This is a genomic window from Pseudomonas brassicacearum subsp. neoaurantiaca (genome assembly GCF_013608025.1).
In the GTDB taxonomy this organism is placed as follows: Bacteria; Pseudomonadota; Gammaproteobacteria; order Pseudomonadales; family Pseudomonadaceae; genus Aquipseudomonas.
In genome coordinates this window covers 98,422-116,681 of record NZ_VDLV01000037.1, presented here as the reverse complement: position 1 = coordinate 116,681, position 18,260 = coordinate 98,422, and the positions used below count along the sequence as shown (strand labels likewise).

Genomic DNA, 18,260 nt, shown 5'->3' with positions numbered 1-18,260 from the left:
GGCGAGCCGGCATTTCCGAGGAACCGATTCATGTCCAGATCCTTGCGTTGCAACATTGCGTGTGCCGTGGCGTTGCTGAGCACCAGCGTCCTGGCCGCGCCACAAAGCCTGACCGTGATCTCATTCGGCGGCGCCACCAAGTTGGCCCAGGACAAGGCCTACTTCCAACCCTTCAACGCCAGCGGTGCGGGAAACATCGTGGCGGGCGAATACAACGGCGAGCTGTCGAAGATCAAGGCGATGGTCGCGGCCGGGCACACCAGTTGGGACGTGGTCGAAGTGGAAAGTCCCGAGCTGCTGCGTGGTTGTGAGGAGGGCTTGTTCGAAAGACTCGATCCGGCGGCCATCGGCAAGCCCGGGGATTTCGTTCCGGGGGCGCTCACTGAATGCGGCGTGGCAACGTATGTCTGGTCGATGGTCCTGGCTTATGACCAGAGCAAACTCGCCAAGGCGCCGACGTCCTGGGCGGACTTCTGGAACGTGAAGGAGTACCCGGGCAAGCGCGGTTTGCGCAAGGGCGCCAAGTACACCTTGGAAATCGCCTTGCTGGCGGATGGCGTCAAGACCGAGGACGTGTACAAGGTCTTGAACACTCCGGAAGGTGTCACACGGGCGTTCGCCAAGCTGGACCAGATCAAGCCGAATATCCAGTGGTGGGAGGCGGGCGCCCAGCCTGCGCAATGGCTGGTGGCCGGGGACGTAGCGATGAGCGCCGCTTACAACGGTCGCATCGCCTCGGCACAGAAGGAAGGCATGAAACTGAGCATCGTCTGGCCGCAGAGCCTGTATGACCCAGAGTATTGGGCGGTGGTCAAAGGCACGCCTAACAAGGCTTTGGCAGAGAAATTCATTGCCTTCGCCAGTCAGCCGCAGCCGCAGAAAGTCTTCTCGGAGAACATCCCCTACGGACCGGTGCATCGGCAGACGCTGGGTCTGTTGCCCGCCGAAGTCCGTGATCAACTGCCCACCGCCGAGGCCAACCTGGCGCAGGCGCAGGCCGTGGATGCGGAGTTCTGGGTCGATCATGGCGAGGAGCTGGAGCAGCGTTTCAACGCCTGGGCGGCTCGCTAGTATCCGACCTAATATCGAACCGCTCTTGTGGCGAGGGAGCTTGCTCCCGCTGGGGTGCGAAGCGCCCCCTTTACCCTGTGATCGTGGTGTATCAGGTGGACCGCGTCAGGTTTTTGGGGCTGCTGCGCAGCCCAGCGGGAGCAAGCTCCCTCGCCACGGGGTATGAGGCTCGCCGGCCTACGCCAACCACTCCGTGAACTGCTCCTTGCAATAATCCACGAACAACTGCGCCGGCTTGGTCAGGTGCGCGCGCTTGAGCCAACCGGCCACCAGTGCCGAACCGGTCACGTCCTCGGCGATGCTGACGCAGGCCACGTGCTGTCCGTCGTAGGTGCAGGTCGATTGCGGGCGGGTCACCAGTACGGCGAAGCCAAATCCCTGGCCGACCATGCCGCGCACCATTTCGATGGAGGGCGAGCTGAAGACGATGTTCGGCGTCAGGCCCAGCTCCTCGAAAATGCTGACGAAATAGGTACGGCTGGGCTGCACGTCCAACAGGATCATCGGTTCAAGCACCAGGTCGCGAAGCGATACCTGCGTTTGATTGGCGAAGCGATGCCCTGCCGGCAGCAATGCATAAGGTCGTTGCGGCGCCGTGAGTGCTTCGGTTTCGATCGTGCTGTCGAGGTCGTGCTCATAGAAAATCGCCAGGTCGAAACGTCCACCGGTCAAGCCTTGGACCAGTTCCTGTTGCTCGCCATCTTGCACACGAATTTCCACGCCAGGAAAGCGCTCGCGAAAACCCGCGATCAGCCTTGGCAAGTAAAGCGGGGCGACGGTTTCGAAGCAGCCGATATCGATCTGACCACTGACCACATCATTGTCCGCCAACGCGTTCTGCTCGAACTCCCGGGCCATGCGCAACAGCTCCTGGGCCTTGCGATAGAACCGCGCACCGGCGGGGGTCAGGGAGACGCCCTGGGCGTGATGACGGATCAGCAACTGCACGCCGAAACTGTCTTCCAGGCCTTTGACCGCCGTGGCAATCGACGGCTGGGCGATGTACAGCTTGCGAGAGGCTTCGGCGACGCTGCCACATTCCACGGTGGTGACGAAATACTTCAACTGACGCAGGGAATAGGACGCCACGGCGCACCTCGATCCGGATGGTTTCGCCTACCTTACCGTGAGCCGCTGGTGCGGGGCGACGGGCGTTGCAACGGATTTTGCTGGGCAGTGGCGATATCCAGGCTGGCTTGTCGAACAGGCAGAAAAAACGCCCGCCGAAATATCCTTGGCAGGCGTCTGGGAAAGACCGGCACAGAAGGAGGACTGGCCGGGGTAGGGCGCGTGAATCAGGCCACGGGGATGGAAGGGTCAGCCGCTGCGAGTGCGGCGGTGCGGTCAGCGGCGGGCGGGTAGATCCACACCGAGTTGATCTGATGCTTGAGCTCCTTGGCTTCCTGGCCGAGCAACTTCACTTGGCGATCCCAGCCTTCGGTGTACACCGCGCCCCAGGCGCCGAGGTCCAGGCACGTCACGTACTTGGGCTGGCTGTAGGTCATCGGTGCGACGCCGAGCAGGTCGGCGGCAACGTTGTTGCCCGCGTAGCGGCCCAGGGCGATCGCATGCTGGCAAGACATGACCGCGTAATTGCCGATGTCGTCGGTAGCGGCATAGGCGACGTCGCCAGCGGCGAAGATGTCGCCTTGTCCCAAGACTTTCAGATGACCATCGACATGCAGGCGGCCCTGGCGATCGTGGGTGCCAGGAACCTGTTCGGTCAGTGGGCTTGCGCGGAAACCGACGGTCCAGATCACGGTCTTGGATTCGATGCGCTGGCCATCCGACAGGGTGACGCCTGCGGCATCCACTGATTCGACCGAGGCATTGAGGATCCACTCGATGCCCAGGTGACCGGACGCTTCGATGATCGATGGGCTGATCCCTTCGCCCAGCGCGGCACCGATTGTCGGTCCACGGTCGACGACGATCACCCGAATGTTGGCATCGCTGCCCAGGACGGCGCGCAGGCGGGCGGGCATTTCGGTGGCGGTTTCGATCCCGGTGAAGCCGCCGCCGGCCACCACCACAGTGTTGCGAGAGGGGCTGTCGGGCAGGGTTGCGAGGGATTTCAGATGGGCTTCGAGGCGCGCAGCCTGTTCGATTTCATCGACGTCGAACGCGTGTTCCAGCATGCCTTCCAGATCGGGGCGCATCAGCTTGCTGCCCGCCGCCAGTACCAGTCGGTCATAGCTTCGCGTGGCGAGGCTGCCGAAAACGTCGCGGTAGCCGACTTGCTTGCGATTCACGTCGATGCTTTCGGCGACCCCTTGGATGAAGTTCACGCCAACCGCATCGAACAACTCGCCCAAGGGCGCCATCATGGTATGGACATCGGGCTCATAGAAACGCGGACGGATGCGCAACTCCGCCTGGGGCGCCAGGACGCTGATCTGTACATCGTTGCGATCATGCTGGTCGAGCAGGCGTGCCGCGCTGAGTGCGCTCCATACACCGCCAAAACCGGCGCCGACGATCAAGATGTGCTGTTTCATGATGTGCTCCCAAAGACGAAATCGATACGTTGAATTGTTTGTTTCAGCGTGACCGTGTGGCGAAGGACCAAAAGTGCGTGGCCTGGTGTCTGGAAATCATCAGGCGAAGTCAGCTTCGGCTCGCTGTGGGAAATGGTATGTGGCGGCGAGGGGGGAGGCACTTCTACATAGGGTCAGTGCGGCTATGCATGGGTGTGAGGGGGCTATACGAAGGTATGAAAAAGCCTATCAATCCCCACGAAACAGATCCCGGGAATCCAACAAGCGCCAGGCAATTTCAGGCCGCTTCTCCAGCCCCCGCCGAATCGCAGCCGGAATCGACTGGCGAATCTTGCGGCACAATCCCGGCTGTTCCTGAAATTCAATGGCGATGCCGCGCATGGTGCGAACCTCGTTATAACCAGGCTCGATCGTCACCCGCACACCCAGGTTTTCGAACAGACGCTGCTGCAGCCGTTCGAGCTCGTCCAGGCTCTGGATATTTTCCAGTTTCTCAAGCAGGCGCTTCTCCTCCTGGCGATTCAGGCAAAGGATGCGCAAATCGCTGCCCGGCGTTTGCAGCAACGCATCACGCCCGCAATCACACACGCCAGGCGGGCAGGGGGGACGGATCGGAATCGACGCGGTCATGGGCTCCACAAGGTCTGCGACACAACTAAACCGCCTTTATGGCGTAGGGGCGACCCAGGCAATGTGATGCCTGGCGACGCGTCGGTCAACCCTTCAGACGGGCCGCCTGTCCGCGTGCCAATAAAGCCCGCTCGTCAGTTTCGCCAGGATCCGATCAAATTTTTCAGCGCCAACCGTGTTCAAGAAGACAAACACGTCGCGGCCCGCTTCGTCAGCAGGTCGCACCTGAAAAAGGAGACTCCCTTCGATGCAATCCAATCCATCCACCTTACCTTTGCTGGAAGAGCTGCTGATGGCCCGTGGGCCCGGTGGGCAGGAACACGAAGTACGGGAGATTTGCCTGCGGGAGCTGCAACCGCATTGCGACGAAACCTGGGTCGACCCGGCAGGCAATGTCATCGGCCTGATCAAGGGAAACCCGCCAGATGCCGAAACGAATTCGCCGGTCCGGATCATGGCGCACCTGGACGAAATCGCCATGCTGGTCAAACGTATCGAGCCCGACGGCACGTTGCGGGTGGTCTCACTGGGCGGCGCCAATCCGATCAACTTCGGGGTGTGCCCGGTGGACATTCTCGGCGACTGGGACTTCATCCCCGGTGTGTTGTCATTCGGATCGATGCACAGCACTGGGGAAACCCATCAGGGGGCGGATGTGCTGTCGGGGAACGTCAATTGGGGCGATGTGCATGTGATTACCCGATGCTCCGGCGAACAATTGCAAACCCATGGCGTACGCCCCGGCACGCGGGTGGTGTTGAGCCAGCATTGGCGGCGCCCGTTCCGGGTCGGCGATGCCATCGCCGCGCATTTCCTCGATGACCGCGCGCCCATGGTCGCCAGCCTCCAGGCCGCCACGTTGTTGAGCAGCCGCCGCGAGGCGCTCATGCACGACGTGTATTTCGTGTTCACCACGCAAGAAGAGGAGTCCAATGCCGGCGCGCTCTACGCCGCCAGCCACCTGCCTGGGGATGCAACCGTGGCGGTAGAGGTTGGCCCCGTAGTTGCGGAGTACGCGACCCGATTGAGCGTCGATCCGATCATCAACACCGGCGACAAAAATGGCTGCTACCACCGTGGGATCGTCGACCAGTTGCACCAGGCCGGCAAGCGCTGCGGGCTAACGCCACAATTCGCGCTGCTGGCGGATTTCTCCAGCGACGCCAGTGCGATCATGAGCAGTGGCGCGTCGGCCCAAGGCGGTTGCATTGCGATCCCGACGGAAAACACCCACGGTTACGAACTGGTCGTGGACGGAAGCATCGAGGCGTGTGCCGGGACGTTGCTGGAGTTTTTGCTGAATCGAACCAAAGACTGACAAAAAACACTGTGGAAGCGAGCTTGCTCCGGGCGGCGTTCCGACGATGGCGGTCGGCCAGTCAACAGAGGTGTCGACTGCCGGCACATCGCGAGCAAGCTCGCTCCCACAGGTTGGGGGCAGGTCAGGTTCTGGTGTTACAAGCCCAGATCGGAAAGCCCCGGGTGATCGTCCGGCCGGCGGCCCAGCGGCCAGCGGAATTTACGCTCGCTTTCCTTGATCGGCAGGTCGTTGATGCAGGCGTAGCGGTTGGACATCAGGCCGTTTTCGTCGAACTCCCAGTTCTCATTGCCATAGGAGCGGAACCAGTTGCCCGAATCGTCGTGCCATTCGTAGGCATAACGCACGGCGATACGGTTCCCCGTGAAGGCCCAGAGCTCCTTGATCAGCCGGTAATCCAGCTCCTTGGCCCATTTGCGAGTCAGGAAAGCCTTGGCTTCTTCCCGGTTATGGGCGAATTCAGCGCGGTTTCGCCATTGGGTATCGAGGGTATAGGCCAGCGAAACCTTTTGCGGATCGCGAGAGTTCCAGCCGTCTTCGGCCAGGCGAACTTTCTCGATGGCTGTTTCACGGGTGAACGGCGGCAACGGTGGACGAACTTCGGCAGAGGACGACATGGCGGATCTCCAGAGGATGAGTGGATCTATTACAGGCGGTCTTGCGGGTGTGCGCGTTGCTTATTCAATGGCCAACAAAGTCTTCAGCACATCCTGTGCCTGATCGGCAGCGTCGTGGTCGCCCATGACCAGCGCGAGGGTGATGGCGCCGTCAATCAGAATGAGCAGTTGCCGGGCCAGCAGCTCCGGCCGCTGGGTGCCTTGCTCGATACATAAGCCGGTCACGTAGTCGAGCAGCTTTTGCTTGTGCATTTTCGCCACCTGGCGAACCGGATCCTGCGGGTCGCCGGTTTCGCCGCTGGTGTTGATGAACGCACAGCCGCGGAAGCCTTCGCTTTCGAACCAGCCCTTGAGCACCGGGAACAGGTTGAGCAGCCGTGCGAGCGGTGTCGGCGCCTTGTCCACTTCGCTGCTGAACCATTGCATCCAGCGTTCGTCCCGGCGCTTGAGCGCAGCAACGACCAGATCATCCTTGTTGGCGAAGTAGCGGTAGATACTTTTCCTCGAGACGCCGGCGGTTTTCACCAGGAGATCCATGCCGGTGGCGGCGATGCCACTTTTGTAGATCAGCTTTTCGGCGACATCGAGGATGATGTCTCGTGTTTCGTTGCCAGTGATTTCGTTCATGGAGCTAAAAGTAGAATGATCGTTCTCCTTGGTCAAATGTTTTTTTCATCAGGCGGGGGAGGCCCAAAGCCGTCCATCATGGTGTAAGCTCGTCGGTTCTTCGGATTTGACCTTTTGCGAGCCCTATGCCGTCGCTTTTCAAACGCTCCCTGCTGCCCAAGCTGCGCAGCTTTGCACTGACCGCCGATGCCGTGACCATCCTCGATGGCGCCGCCGAGTTCCGCCGTTGCCTGCTGGAGAAAATCGCCCAGGCCACCCAGCGCATCTACATCGTCGCCCTGTACCTGCAACAGGACGAGGCCGGCCAGGAAATCCTCGATGCCTTGCATGCCGCCAAGACCGCGCGGCCCGAGCTCGAGGTGGTCGTGGTGGTGGACTGGCTGCGGGCCCAGCGCGGATTGATCGGCGCCAAGAAGCAGCCCGGCAACTCGGCCTGGTATCAGGAGCAGACCCGCACCCATGCCAGCGAAGTGCCGATCTACGGCGTGCCGGTGCAGACCCGCGAGCTGTTCGGCGTGTTGCACTTGAAAGGCTTCGTGATCGATGACTGCGTGCTCTACAGCGGCGCGAGCCTGAACAACGTCTACCTGCACAAGTTCGACAAATACCGCTACGACCGTTATCACTTGCTGCAGAACGCCGCGCTCGCCGATTCGATGCATCACCTGGTGCAGCACGGCCTGGTTGCCTCCAGGGCGGTGCATCGCCTCGACTTGCCGAACCTGCCCAGCACCCGCAGTTTGCGTAAGGACATCGGCGACCTGCGCAGTCGCCTTAAATACGCGGCCTACGACACCACGGCGGGCAGCCTCGATAAGAGCGGCCTGTCGGTAAGCCCGCTGCTGGGCGTCGGCAAGAACAACCCGTTGAGTCGATTGATCGGTGAACTGATTGCCAGCAGCCGCCAGCAACTGACCATCTGTACGCCTTACTTCAACCTGCCGTTGGCGGTGACCCGGGAAATCAACCGGGCCCTGGCCCGTGGGGTGCGGATCGATATCATCGTTGGCGACAAGACCGCCAACGATTTCTACATTCCGCCAAGCGAGCCGTTCAAGATCATCGCCGCGTTGCCCTATCTGTACGAAATCAGCCTGCGTCGCTTCGCCAAGCGGCACCAGCGCTACATCGACAGCGGCCAGTTGAACCTGCACCTGTGGCGCGACGGCGACAACACCTACCACCTCAAGGGCATGTGGGTCGACGAGCGCTACACCTTGCTGACCGGCAACAACCTGAACCCCAGGGCGTTTCGCCTGGACCTGGAAAACGCCCTGCTGCTGGACGACCCCAAGGGCGAGCTGTTGGCGTCGCGCCAGGCCGAGCTTGAAAAGATCTATCGCCATACCCGCCGCATCGAACGCTACCTGGACCTGGAAACCCTGCCGGACTATCCGGCGGCGGTGGGCAAGTTCCTCAAGCGCGTCAGCCGGGTGCGGATAGAGCGACTGCTTTATCGGATCCTGTGAACGCCCGTGCCATGGCGGAAAAAGACACCATCTCCATCCAGTTGGTGCGTGAGGCGCTGTTGCAAAGCTGCGCGCCTGGAGCCGCGACGGACGAAGTCCTGGAACAGGTCGGCATAGCCCCGGCCTTGCTCGATGATCCCCAGGCCCGGGTCCCGGCCCATGCCTATGCGCGGCTCTGGCGCCTGCTTGCCCGGCGCCACGATGACGAGTTCTTCGGCATGGACCCGCGCAAGCTCAAATCCGGCAGCCTGGCGTTTCTGTGCCAATGCGCCATGGCCCAGCCGACGCTGGCCGCGGGTTTGACGGCGGGGCTGGGCTTCCTGTCGCTGATGCTGGAACATCTGCCGGCACAGTGGGTTGGCCAGCAGAGCCTGGCGGAAATCGTCCTGCTTGAAGAAGACCAGGCGCCCCGTCGGGCGTTTACCTACTTCACCTACTGGATGATCGTCCACGGCGTGGCTTGCTGGCTGGCCGGGCGACGCATCCCGATCCTGTCTGTCGAATTGCGTTGCCCGGCGCCGGACTTCTGCGACGACTACCGCGTCATGTTCTCCCAGAACCTGCGCTTCGACCGGCCTCGTACGCGGATGATTTTCTCAGCCGAATGCCTGGACCAACCCATCCGGCGCAGCCCCGAAGAACTCAAGCGCTTTCTGGCCCAGGCGCCGGCGAACATCCTGGTCAAGTACCGCGATCCGCAAAGCCTCTCCAGCCGCATCCGCCATGATTTGCGTCAGTTGCCTGCTGAGCAGTGGCCGGAAACCGAGGCATTGGCCCAGCAACTGTGTGTTTCAGCGTCAACTCTGCGCCGCCGGTTGGCGGAGGAGGGGCAGACCTACCAAGGCCTCAAGGACAGCGTACGCAAGGAGCTGGCCATCGCCTGGCTGGCCGAGCCGTCCATCAGCTTCGTGGAAATCGCCTCGCGGCTCGGGTTCGCCGACGCCAGTTCGTTCTACAAGGCGTTTCGCAAATGGTCCGGGTCCAATCCGGGGCATTACCGCAGCCTGATACTCAACGATCCTCACTGATCCCCTTGGATGGGGCCGTGGAAATTCTTGTGGGAGCGAGCTTGCTCGCGATAGCGATTTAACAAATCAACAGTTGTGTCGTCTGACCCACCGCCTTCGCGAGCAGGCTCGCTCCCACATAGGTTTTCCCATAGGTTCACTGGGCAAACCGGCACGCTCATAAAACCGTCATCTAATTTTGCTACAAGGCTCTGAAGCGCCCGGAAAAGTCGGGGCGACCAGTCAGGGTAATGTATGCAAGTGACCGTTTTGGGTAGCGTATGAAGGTGCTGGTCACGGGTGTCGCGGGGTTCATCGGGTTTCATGTGGCCAAGCGACTGTGCAGCGATGGCCACGAAGTGATCGGCATCGATAACCTCAACGACTACTACAGCGTCGAGTTGAAACAGGCGCGCCTCGCGCTATTGACGCAGTGCCGCAACTTCCGCTTCCAACGGCTGGATGTGGCGGACAAGGCGGCCCTGATGGACGTATTCGCGCAGAACGCCTTCGAATACGTTGTCCACCTCGCGGCCCAGGCGGGCGTTCGTTATTCCATCGACAACCCTGACCTGTATGCGCAAAGCAACCTGGTCGGTTTCCTCAACGTACTGGAGGCCTGTCGAGCCCATCGGCCGGCGCACCTGGTTTACGCCTCGAGCAGCTCGGTCTATGGCTTGAGCGAGCGCCTGCCTTACGCGACGACCGACCCGGTTGACCAGCCGGTGTCATTCTATGCGGCGACCAAACGCGCCAATGAACTGATGGCCCACGCCTACTCGCATCTCTACGGCATTCCCACCACCGGCCTGCGCTTTTTTACTGTGTACGGGCCCTGGGGGCGACCGGACATGGCGCCGTTCAAATTCACCGATGCGATCCTCAATGGCCGCGCCATCGATATCTACAACGATGGGGCAATGTCGCGGGACTTCACTTATATCGACGACATCGTCGAGGGCCTTGTGCGATTGCTGCCGCTGCCGCCAACCGATGTGGCCGGCGTGCCCAACAAGGTCTACAACATTGGCTTCGGCGGGCCGGTCAAGCTTCTGCAATTTATCGAGTGCATCGAAGAGGCTTTGGGTATGCGCGCGATCAAACGTTTCCTGCCGTTGCAGTCCGGTGACGTGGTCGATACGTGGGCTGACACCCGTGAACTGGAAGAACGCGTGGGTTTTCGCCCACAGGTCCCGGTGCCGGTTGGCGTGCAGTCGTTCGTCGATTGGTACCGCCACTATTACCGCGTTTAACCCACCCATTCCTGTGATTTAGATTGGAACGCCATGCACGAAACCCCTTATGTGTCGGTCCTGATTCCGGCGAAGAACGAAGCCGGCAACCTGATTCCCTTGCTGGAAGAAGTGCGAGCGGCGCTGGTCGACGAGGCCTTCGAAGTCATCGTGGTCGACGATGGCAGCACCGATGCTACGGCGGCCGAACTGCGTGCGTTGCAACGCGACGGCTATCCCCAGTTGCGGGTACTCAGTCATGCCCGTTCCCTCGGCCAAAGTACCTCGATTTTCCACGCCGCCGACGTGGCGCGCGGGCATTGGCTGGCGACTCTGGATGGCGACGGTCAGAACGACCCGGCGGACTTGCCGAAGATGCTCGATCTGGTCCGTGGATCGGAGGGCGCGCCCGGGGGCGTCAAGCTGGTGGCCGGGCATCGCGTCAACCGTCGCGACACGGCGAGCAAGCGTTGGGCGTCGCGATTCGCCAACAAGCTGCGCGCCAGCCTGCTCAGGGACCAGACGCCGGACACCGGATGCGGCATCAAGCTGATCGAGCGCCAGGCGTTCCTGCGCCTGCCGTATTTCGATCACATGCACCGTTTCATTCCGGCGCTGATTCGTCGCCACAACGGCCGGATGCTGGTCCAGCCGGTCAACCATCGTGAGCGCGGCGCGGGGGTCTCCAACTACGGCAACCTCGACCGCGCCCTGGTGGGCATACTTGATCTGTTCGGCGTGTGGTGGCTGATAAAGCGCACCCGCCTGGACACCCACGCACAAGAAACCGAGGTTTGACATGGGCAGAGAATCGTTGTGGCTGGCCGTCGGCTTTGGGGGGCAGCTGGCATTTACCGGGCGTTTCGCCCTGCAATGGCTGTACAGCGAATACAAGAAGCGCAGCGTGATTCCCGTGGGGTTCTGGTACTTGAGCATCATCGGCAGCGCGTTATTGCTGGCCTATGCGATCTATCGCCAGGACCCGGTGTTCATTGTCGGCCAATCTTTCGGTTTTATCGTTTATTTGCGCAATCTGCAGCTGATTGCCAAGCATCACGAGCGGGAAGACCGCGAAGTGCCGGGGAAGGGCTGAGACGGTGAGGATACGACTGTCCAGCTCGCGACTGGAATGCCTGGCGTGGGCGGCGCTGGCCTTGATCATGGTCGGTGCCGGCCTGGGTTGGCGCCAGCCGATGAATGTCGACGAAGAGCGCTTCCTCGGCGTCGCCCTCGAAATGCTGCAAAACGGTTCGTGGTTCATTCCCCATCGCGCCGGTGAAATCTACGCCGACAAGCCGCCTCTGTTCATGTGGGCGGTGGCGCTGTTCGTGCAGTTGACCCATCTGCCCAAAGTTGCCCTGTATTTGCCAGCGCTGCTGGCCGGCGGCGTCACCACGGCGTGTCTGTATGACCTGGGTCGGCGCCTGTGGGGACGGCGGGTGGGAAGCATCGCTGCGCTGTTGTTCCTGGCGACTTACCAGACCTACAGCATTCTGCGCACGGGGCAGATCGATGGGTTTCTTGCGCTCTGGACCATCCTGGGTATCTACGGCTTGTGCCGCCACCTGCTGCTCGGCCCGGCCTGGGGCTGGTACTACGCGGCCTGCGCGGCGATGGGGTTCGGGATCATCAGCAAGGGCGTGGGGTTTCTGCCGGCGTTGATGCTGATTCCCTACGCGTATGCGTTGCGCAAGGGCTGGAAAGGCGTGGTGCCGATGCCCGGCAACGCGTTGGCTTGGTGGTTGGGGCTGGTCGTTGCGTTGATGGCCATAGCGTTATGGCTCGGGCCTTTGCTGGTGATCGTCGGGCAGGGCAGCCCTGATAGCCTGGCGTATGTCCAGGAGATCCTGTTCAAACAGACGGCGGGGCGTTATGCCAACGCCTGGGAGCACCGCGAACCGTTCTGGTATTTCATCGTCCAGGTGATTCCCAAATACTGGTTGCCCATGTTTTTCATGCTCCCCTGGCTGGTGCCAGCCTGGCGCAAGCAGCTCATCAAGCACGACGGCCGGGTGTTGGTGTTGCTCGGTTGGGTGATCCTGGTCCTGTTGTTTTTCAGCCTGAGCAGCGGCAAGCGCAAGCTGTACATCTTTCCGGCGTTGCCGGCCCTGATCCTGCTGGTGGCGCCCTTGGTGCCGTGGATGCTGCGTCGCTGGTTCGGCAAGCGGCCGAGGGGCAGGGTGGTGTTCGCTGCCTTGGCCGCGGTGTGGCTGTGCGCCTGGTTCGTGCGCGGTTTCATCGAGCCTCACAAGGAAGGCGCCAACCCCCATGAGACTTTGATGCGTGAGGTGGCGCGACTGACGGGCAACAGTGAATTGGTGCTGGTGGGCTGGCGGGAAGGTCATTGGTTGTTCGCCCGACAGCCCATCGTGCATTTCGGTTTTCACACTCGCGATGCCTTGGAGCAGTCCGCCACTTGGCTGCGCAGCCATCCGCAGGCCTTTGTCTTGGTGCCGGAACGGGAACTGGCGCGCTGTTATGACCCGCAAAAGGCCCGCCGGGTCGGGGATACGTCCAGGGCCGAGTGGTTCTTGGTAGGGGCCGATGCGGATAATCAGCGCTGCCAGCCCCCGGCGCCGGAAAAGGCCTATTCATTTGCCTGGAAACAGCCTCTGTAGCGGCAGTAATACAGCTCACTTAAGAAAAACGATGGCCCCGTGGCGAGGGAGCTTGCTCCCGCTCGGCTGCGAAGCAGCCGTAAAACCGGCGAATGCGGTACATCTACAGCTCCGCATTCTGCAGGTTTGGGGCCGCTTCGCGGCCCAGCGGGAGCAAGCTCCCTCGCCACAGGTGTTTAGACGACCTTAAGTGAACAGCATCGCATCTAGGAGCGAGCCAACTCGCGATGAGGCCACTCCTGGCAACACCGACTTAAGTCCATGGCCAAACCAGTCAAGCAACTTGATGGCTTTGACCATTGCCCCCCAAGCCCTTCGGCGCGAGTATTTGCCTGCTCTTCACGGTTCCCCCACCAATAAAAAGTACAGAGGGATTCTGGTCATGCGCGATTATTTGTCCGCCACGTCGCAGTTCGATTACCTGAACACCGTCAATGCCGCGTTGCACGGCTCGCTTGAGGCACTCAACGCCTGTGTCGAATGTTGTGACCGGCACGCCTTGCCGGGGCGCATCGCCCTGTTCTGGGAAGGCCGTGACGGCAGTGACGCGACCTGGACCTACCGTGACCTGCAGGACAACGCCGCGCGTTTCGCCAATTTCCTGCGCGCCCAAGGCGTCGGTAAGGGCGACAAGGTGGCCGGCCTGTTGCCACGCAACGCCGAACTGCTGATCGTCGTGCTCGCCACCTGGCGCATTGGCGCGGTGTACCAGCCGCTGTTCACCGCGTTTGGCCCCAAGGCCATCGAACACCGCCTCGGCAGTTCCGGGGCGCGGGTCGTGGTCACTGACGCGGTCAACCGTCCCAAGCTCAATGAAGTTGCCGATTGCCCCACCATCGTCACGGTCGGCGGTGAAAAGGGCGAGGGCATCGTGCGGGGCGATTACAGTTTCTGGGCCGAGGTCGCCAACCAGTCCAACCAGTGCGAACCCCTGATGCTGACTGGCGAAGACCCGTTCCTGTTGATGTTCACCTCCGGCACCACCGGCCCGGCCAAGGCGCTGTCGGTGCCGCTCAAGGCGATCGTCGCGTTCCAGAGCTACATGCGTGACGCGGTGGACCTGCGGCCGGAAGACGCGTTCTGGAACGTCGCCGACCCGGGCTGGGCCTACGGCATCTATTTCGGCGTGACCGGCCCGTTGGCGCTGGGACATCCGATTACCTTCTACGACGGCCCGTTCACCCTCGACAGCACCTGTCGGGTGATCAACAAATACGGCATCACCAATCTGGCGGGCTCGCCCACGGCCTATCGCCTGCTAATCGCTGGCGGCGAGCAGTTCGCCCGGTCGATCAAGGGCAAGCTGCGCATCGTCAGCAGCGCCGGCGAGCCGCTGAACCCCGAAGTGATTCGTTGGTTCGCCGACAACCTGAACGTGGTGATCCACGACCATTACGGCCAGACCGAACTGGGCATGGTGCTGTGCAATCACCACGGCCTTGACCACCCCGTCCATCAGGGCGCGGCGGGTTTTGCCTCGCCAGGCCACCGCATCGTAGTGCTGGATGACAACCACCAGGAGCTCGGCGTCGGCCAACCGGGCATTCTCGCGGTCGATCGCAGCCAGTCGCCGATGTGCTGGTTCGCCGGTTATCAGGGCGGCCCGACCAAGGCCTTCGTCGGCGATTATTACCTGAGCGGCGACACCGTCGAGTTCAACCCCGACGGCAGCATCAGCTTCGTCGGGCGCAGCGATGACGTGATCACCACGTCCGGCTACCGAGTTGGCCCGTTCGATGTGGAAAGTGCGCTGATCGAACACCCTGCCGTGGTCGAGGCCGCCGTAATCGGCAAGCCTGATCCGGAGCGTACCGAGCTGGTAAAAGCCTTCGTGGTGCTCAGCGCCCAATACCGCGCCGCCCCCGAGCTCGCCGAAGAATTGCGCCAGCACGTGCGCAAGCGCCTGGCAGCCCATGCCTATCCCCGTGAAATCGAATTTGTCAGCGACTTGCCGAAAACCCCGAGCGGCAAGTTGCAGCGCTTTATCTTGCGCAACCAGGAAATCGCCAAAGTTCAAGAGACCTTGGCGAAGAACGTTTCAGCTTGAATCCAAGGAAACCATGATGCAGATCGACAACAAGATATTCCTCGTCAGCGGTGGCGCTTCCGGCCTCGGCGCGGCCACCGGTGAAATGCTGGTCAAGGCCGGCGCCAAGGTGATGCTGCTGGACGTCAATGCCGACGCCGTGGCTGCCCAGGCGCAAAAACTTGGCTGCCAGAGCGTGGTCGCAGACATCAGCAACGAAGCGGCAGCCGAAGCGGCGGTCAAGGCCACGGTCGATGCGTTTGGTGGCCTCAATGGCTTGGTCAATTGCGCCGGTATCGTGCGCGGCGAGAAGATCCTCGGTAAGAACGGTCCTCATGCCCTCGCCAGTTTCAGCCAAGTGATCAGCGTTAACCTGATCGGCAGTTTCAACCTGCTGCGCCTGGCCGCTGCGGTCATTGCCGAAACCGAAGCCAACGCCGATGGCGAGCGCGGCGTGATCATCAACACCGCGTCGGTGGCGGCTTTCGACGGTCAGATCGGCCAGGCAGCCTATTCCGCGTCCAAGGGTGCGATTGCCAGCCTGACCCTGCCAGCCGCCCGTGAACTGGCGCGTTTCGGCATCCGCGTGATGACCATCGCCCCCGGTATTTTCGAAACTCCGATGATAGCCGGCATGACCCCGGAAGTGCGTGATTCCCTGGCCGCCGGCGTGCCGTTCCCGCCGCGCCTGGGCAAACCTGCCGAGTACGCGGCGCTGGTCCGGCATATCATTGAAAACAGCATGCTCAACGGCGAGGTGATCCGTCTCGACGGCGCCTTGCGCATGGCCGCCAAATAGGAGGATTTGTCATGTCTCACGATCCGATAGTCATCGTCAGCGCCGTCCGCACCCCGATGGGCGGCTTCCAGGGTGAACTGAAAAGCCTCACCGCGCCGCAGCTGGGTTCCGCCGCGATCAAGGCTGCCGTGGAACGTGCCGGCATTGCACCTGACACGGTCGAAGAAGTGTTGTTCGGGTGCGTGCTCGCCGCCGGGCAAGGCCAGGCACCGGCGCGGCAGGCAGCGCTCGGCGCCGGGCTTAACAAATCGACCCGTTGCACCACGCTGAACAAGATGTGTGGCTCGGGCATGGAAGCGGCGATGCTCGCCCATGACATGCTCGTCGCCGGCAGCGCCGACGTCGTGGTGGCGGGCGGCATGGAAAGCATGTCCAACGCCCCGTACCTGTTGGACCGCGCCCGCGCCGGCTTGCGCATGGGCCACGGCAAGGTGCTGGACCACATGTTCCTCGACGGCCTCGAGGACGCCTACGACAAAGGTCGCCTGATGGGCACATTTGCCGAGGACTGCGCCGAGGCCAACGGCTACAGCCGTGAAGCCCAGGACGCCTTCGCCATTGCCTCCACCACCCGCGCCCAGCAAGCGATCAAGGATGGCAGTTTCGATGCCGAAATCGTCCCGTTGCAGGTGATGGTCGGCAAGGAACAGGTCACCGTGCGTCACGACGAGCAGCCGCCCAAGGCGCGGATCGACAAGATCCCCACGCTCAAGCCAGCCTTTCGTGACGGCGGTACGGTGACGGCGGCCAACGCCAGTTCGATTTCCGACGGCGCGGCGGCCCTGGTGATGATGCGCCAGAGCCAGGCGCAACAGCGCGGCTTGAAGCCACTGGCGGTCATTCACGGTCATGCGGCTTTTGCCGACGCCCCGGGCCTGTTTCCCACGGCACCGATTGGCGCGGTCAAGAAGCTGATGGCCAAGACCGGCTGGTCCCTGGACGACGTCGATCTGTTCGAAGTCAACGAAGCTTTCGCCGTGGTGGGTGTGGTGACCATGGACAAGCTGGAAATCCCCCATGACAAGGTCAACGTCCACGGCGGCGCCTGCGCATTGGGGCATCCGATTGGTGCATCTGGCGCACGCATCCTCGTGACCCTGTTGTCGGCCCTGCGCCAGAAGGGCCTGAAGCGCGGCGTCGCGGCGATCTGTATCGGCGGCGGCGAAGCCACGGCCATGGCCGTTGAATGCCTGTACTAAGGAATCACCATGCTCCCGACTGAAGAACAGACACAAATTCGCGACATGGCCCGGCAGTTCGCCCAGGAGCGTTTGAAACCGTTCTCGGCCGAGTGGGACCGCGAGCACCGTTTTCCCAAGGAAGCCATCGGTGAAATGGCCGACCTGGGTTTTTTCGGCATGTTGGTGCCGGAACAGTGGGGTGGTTGCGACACGGGTTACCTGGCCTACGCGATGACGCTGGAAGAAATCGCCGCCGGCGACGGGGCGTGCTCGACCATCATGAGCGTGCACAACTCGGTGGGCTGCGTACCGATCCTCAAGTTCGGCACTGATGAGCAAAAAGCCAGATTCCTCACGCCCCTGGCCAGCGGCGCGATGCTCGGCGCCTTCGCCCTGACCGAGCCCCAGGCCGGTTCCGACGCCAGCAGCCTGAAGACTCGGGCGCGGTTGGAGGGCGACCATTACGTGCTCAACGGCAGCAAGCAGTTCATCACCTCCGGGCAGAACGCCGGCGTGGTCATCGTGTTCGCGGTCACCGATCCGAGCGCGGGCAAGCGCGGCATCAGCGCCTTTATCGTGCCCACCAATTCGCCGGGCTACAGCGTGGCGCGGGTCGAGGACAAACTTGGCCAGCATGCTTCCGACACCTGCCAGATCCTCTTCGAGGACCTGAAAGTGCCGGTGGCCAATCGCTTGGGCGAAGAGGGCGAGGGCTACAAGATCGCCCTGGCGAACCTGGAAGGCGGGCGGGTCGGCATCGCGGCGCAGTCGGTGGGCATGGCCCGCGCGGCGTTCGAAGCGGCGCGCGACTATGCCCGCGAGCGCCAGAGCTTCGGCAAACCGATCATCGAACACCAGGCCGTGGCGTTCCGCCTGGCGGACATGGCCACCCAGATCGCCGTGGCCCGGCAGATGGTTCATCATGCCGCCGCACTGCGCGACGACGGCCAGCCCGCGCTGGTAGAGGCGTCCATGGCCAAGCTGTTCGCCTCGGAAATGGCCGAGAAGGTCTGCTCCATGGCGCTGCAAACCCTGGGCGGCTACGGTTATCTCAACGATTTCCCGCTGGAGCGCATCTACCGCGACGTGCGCGTCTGCCAGATCTACGAAGGCACCAGCGACATCCAGCGCATGGTTATTTCGCGCAATCTTTGAAAGGAGTCCTGC

At 62.1% G+C, this 18,260-nt stretch carries 17 protein-coding genes; 12 read left to right on the top strand and 5 right to left on the bottom strand.

The window, feature by feature from the left end:
• The first annotated feature begins 30 nt into the window (after window positions 1-30).
• Window positions 31-1,071, top strand: a complete 1,041-nt coding sequence (locus tag FHK92_RS19975) for an ABC transporter substrate-binding protein (RefSeq protein WP_181289573.1) — start codon at window positions 31-33, stop codon at window positions 1,069-1,071.
• A gap of 177 nt (window positions 1,072-1,248) precedes the next feature.
• Here the strand turns inward: FHK92_RS19975 and FHK92_RS19970 are convergent, their stop codons facing one another.
• The 3 genes from FHK92_RS19970 to FHK92_RS19960 all read right to left on the bottom strand — a co-directional run bounded on the left by FHK92_RS19970 (window position 1,249) and on the right by FHK92_RS19960 (window position 4,199).
• Entirely contained in the window at window positions 1,249-2,160 is a 912-nt protein-coding gene (locus FHK92_RS19970) for a LysR substrate-binding domain-containing protein (RefSeq protein ID WP_181289572.1), read from the bottom strand.
• Window positions 2,161-2,366: 206 nt separating this feature from the next.
• On the bottom strand, window positions 2,367-3,569 hold the full coding sequence (locus FHK92_RS19965; protein ID WP_181289571.1) for an NAD(P)/FAD-dependent oxidoreductase: 1,203 nt from the start codon (window positions 3,567-3,569) through the stop codon (window positions 2,367-2,369).
• Window positions 3,570-3,797: 228 nt separating this feature from the next.
• The gene (locus FHK92_RS19960; RefSeq protein WP_181289570.1) at window positions 3,798-4,199 is read right to left on the bottom strand and encodes a hypothetical protein; all 402 of its coding nucleotides are present in this window, start codon (window positions 4,197-4,199) and stop codon (window positions 3,798-3,800) included.
• A gap of 247 nt (window positions 4,200-4,446) precedes the next feature.
• On the opposite strand from FHK92_RS19960, the gene FHK92_RS19955 reads away from it, so the two are divergent.
• Complete coding sequence (locus FHK92_RS19955) at window positions 4,447-5,517, top strand: M42 family peptidase (RefSeq protein ID WP_181289569.1); 1,071 nt, start codon at window positions 4,447-4,449, stop codon at window positions 5,515-5,517.
• A gap of 137 nt (window positions 5,518-5,654) precedes the next feature.
• Here FHK92_RS19955 and FHK92_RS19950 read toward each other — a convergent pair whose 3' ends face one another.
• Window positions 5,655-6,134 (bottom strand): nuclear transport factor 2 family protein, encoded by a 480-nt coding sequence (locus FHK92_RS19950; RefSeq protein WP_181289568.1) that lies wholly within the window; start codon window positions 6,132-6,134, stop codon window positions 5,655-5,657.
• 60 nt (window positions 6,135-6,194) lie between these two features.
• Window positions 6,195-6,761, bottom strand: a complete 567-nt coding sequence (locus FHK92_RS19945) for a TetR/AcrR family transcriptional regulator (RefSeq protein WP_181289567.1) — start codon at window positions 6,759-6,761, stop codon at window positions 6,195-6,197.
• A 125-nt stretch (window positions 6,762-6,886) separates the two neighbouring features.
• Between FHK92_RS19945 and pssA the strand changes: the two genes are divergently transcribed.
• The 10 genes from pssA to FHK92_RS19895 all read left to right on the top strand — a co-directional run bounded on the left by pssA (window position 6,887) and on the right by FHK92_RS19895 (window position 18,248).
• On the top strand, window positions 6,887-8,230 hold the full coding sequence (gene pssA / locus FHK92_RS19940; protein WP_181289566.1) for a CDP-diacylglycerol--serine O-phosphatidyltransferase: 1,344 nt from the start codon (window positions 6,887-6,889) through the stop codon (window positions 8,228-8,230).
• Between the two features lie 11 nt (window positions 8,231-8,241).
• Entirely contained in the window at window positions 8,242-9,258 is a 1,017-nt protein-coding gene (locus FHK92_RS19935) for an AraC family transcriptional regulator (protein WP_181289565.1), read from the top strand.
• Window positions 9,259-9,518: 260 nt separating this feature from the next.
• A complete protein-coding gene (locus FHK92_RS19930) occupies window positions 9,519-10,490 on the top strand; it encodes an NAD-dependent epimerase (protein ID WP_181289564.1) in 972 nt (323 codons plus the stop codon).
• 33 nt (window positions 10,491-10,523) lie between these two features.
• Window positions 10,524-11,267 (top strand): glycosyltransferase family 2 protein, encoded by a 744-nt coding sequence (locus FHK92_RS19925; RefSeq protein ID WP_181289563.1) that lies wholly within the window; start codon window positions 10,524-10,526, stop codon window positions 11,265-11,267.
• A 1-nt stretch (window position 11,268) separates the two neighbouring features.
• Window positions 11,269-11,562 (top strand): lipid-A-disaccharide synthase N-terminal domain-containing protein, encoded by a 294-nt coding sequence (locus tag FHK92_RS19920; protein ID WP_181289562.1) that lies wholly within the window; start codon window positions 11,269-11,271, stop codon window positions 11,560-11,562.
• 4 nt (window positions 11,563-11,566) lie between these two features.
• Complete coding sequence (locus FHK92_RS19915) at window positions 11,567-13,087, top strand: ArnT family glycosyltransferase (protein ID WP_375154618.1); 1,521 nt, start codon at window positions 11,567-11,569, stop codon at window positions 13,085-13,087.
• Between the two features lie 382 nt (window positions 13,088-13,469).
• A complete protein-coding gene (locus tag FHK92_RS19910; protein WP_181289561.1) occupies window positions 13,470-15,134 on the top strand; it encodes an AMP-binding protein in 1,665 nt (554 codons plus the stop codon).
• Window positions 15,135-15,150: 16 nt separating this feature from the next.
• Window positions 15,151-15,912, top strand: a complete 762-nt coding sequence (locus FHK92_RS19905) for an SDR family NAD(P)-dependent oxidoreductase (protein WP_181289560.1) — start codon at window positions 15,151-15,153, stop codon at window positions 15,910-15,912.
• 11 nt (window positions 15,913-15,923) lie between these two features.
• Entirely contained in the window at window positions 15,924-17,111 is a 1,188-nt protein-coding gene (locus tag FHK92_RS19900) for an acetyl-CoA C-acyltransferase (RefSeq protein ID WP_181289559.1), read from the top strand.
• A 9-nt stretch (window positions 17,112-17,120) separates the two neighbouring features.
• Window positions 17,121-18,248, top strand: a complete 1,128-nt coding sequence (locus tag FHK92_RS19895) for an acyl-CoA dehydrogenase (RefSeq protein WP_181289558.1) — start codon at window positions 17,121-17,123, stop codon at window positions 18,246-18,248.
• Window positions 18,249-18,260 lie beyond the last annotated feature (12 nt).

What these genes read in the sequence shown, in the direction of transcription:
- FHK92_RS19975 (WP_181289573.1), top strand. Translation starts at nt 31, where the DNA reads ATGTCCAGATCCTTGCGTTGCAACATTGCGTGTGCCGTGGCGTTGCTG.
- FHK92_RS19950 (WP_181289568.1), bottom strand. Translation starts at nt 6,134, where the DNA reads ATGTCGTCCTCTGCCGAAGTTCGTCCACCGTTGCCGCCGTTCACCCGT.
- FHK92_RS19895 (WP_181289558.1), top strand. Translation starts at nt 17,121, where the DNA reads ATGCTCCCGACTGAAGAACAGACACAAATTCGCGACATGGCCCGGCAG.
- pssA (WP_181289566.1), top strand. Translation starts at nt 6,887, where the DNA reads ATGCCGTCGCTTTTCAAACGCTCCCTGCTGCCCAAGCTGCGCAGCTTT.
- FHK92_RS19945 (WP_181289567.1), bottom strand. Translation starts at nt 6,761, where the DNA reads ATGAACGAAATCACTGGCAACGAAACACGAGACATCATCCTCGATGTC.
- FHK92_RS19960 (WP_181289570.1), bottom strand. Translation starts at nt 4,199, where the DNA reads ATGACCGCGTCGATTCCGATCCGTCCCCCCTGCCCGCCTGGCGTGTGT.
- FHK92_RS19920 (WP_181289562.1), top strand. Translation starts at nt 11,269, where the DNA reads ATGGGCAGAGAATCGTTGTGGCTGGCCGTCGGCTTTGGGGGGCAGCTG.
- FHK92_RS19930 (WP_181289564.1), top strand. Translation starts at nt 9,519, where the DNA reads ATGAAGGTGCTGGTCACGGGTGTCGCGGGGTTCATCGGGTTTCATGTG.
- FHK92_RS19965 (WP_181289571.1), bottom strand. Translation starts at nt 3,569, where the DNA reads ATGAAACAGCACATCTTGATCGTCGGCGCCGGTTTTGGCGGTGTATGG.
- FHK92_RS19905 (WP_181289560.1), top strand. Translation starts at nt 15,151, where the DNA reads ATGCAGATCGACAACAAGATATTCCTCGTCAGCGGTGGCGCTTCCGGC.
- FHK92_RS19935 (WP_181289565.1), top strand. Translation starts at nt 8,242, where the DNA reads ATGGCGGAAAAAGACACCATCTCCATCCAGTTGGTGCGTGAGGCGCTG.
- FHK92_RS19900 (WP_181289559.1), top strand. Translation starts at nt 15,924, where the DNA reads ATGTCTCACGATCCGATAGTCATCGTCAGCGCCGTCCGCACCCCGATG.
- FHK92_RS19925 (WP_181289563.1), top strand. Translation starts at nt 10,524, where the DNA reads ATGCACGAAACCCCTTATGTGTCGGTCCTGATTCCGGCGAAGAACGAA.
- FHK92_RS19955 (WP_181289569.1), top strand. Translation starts at nt 4,447, where the DNA reads ATGCAATCCAATCCATCCACCTTACCTTTGCTGGAAGAGCTGCTGATG.
- FHK92_RS19910 (WP_181289561.1), top strand. Translation starts at nt 13,470, where the DNA reads ATGCGCGATTATTTGTCCGCCACGTCGCAGTTCGATTACCTGAACACC.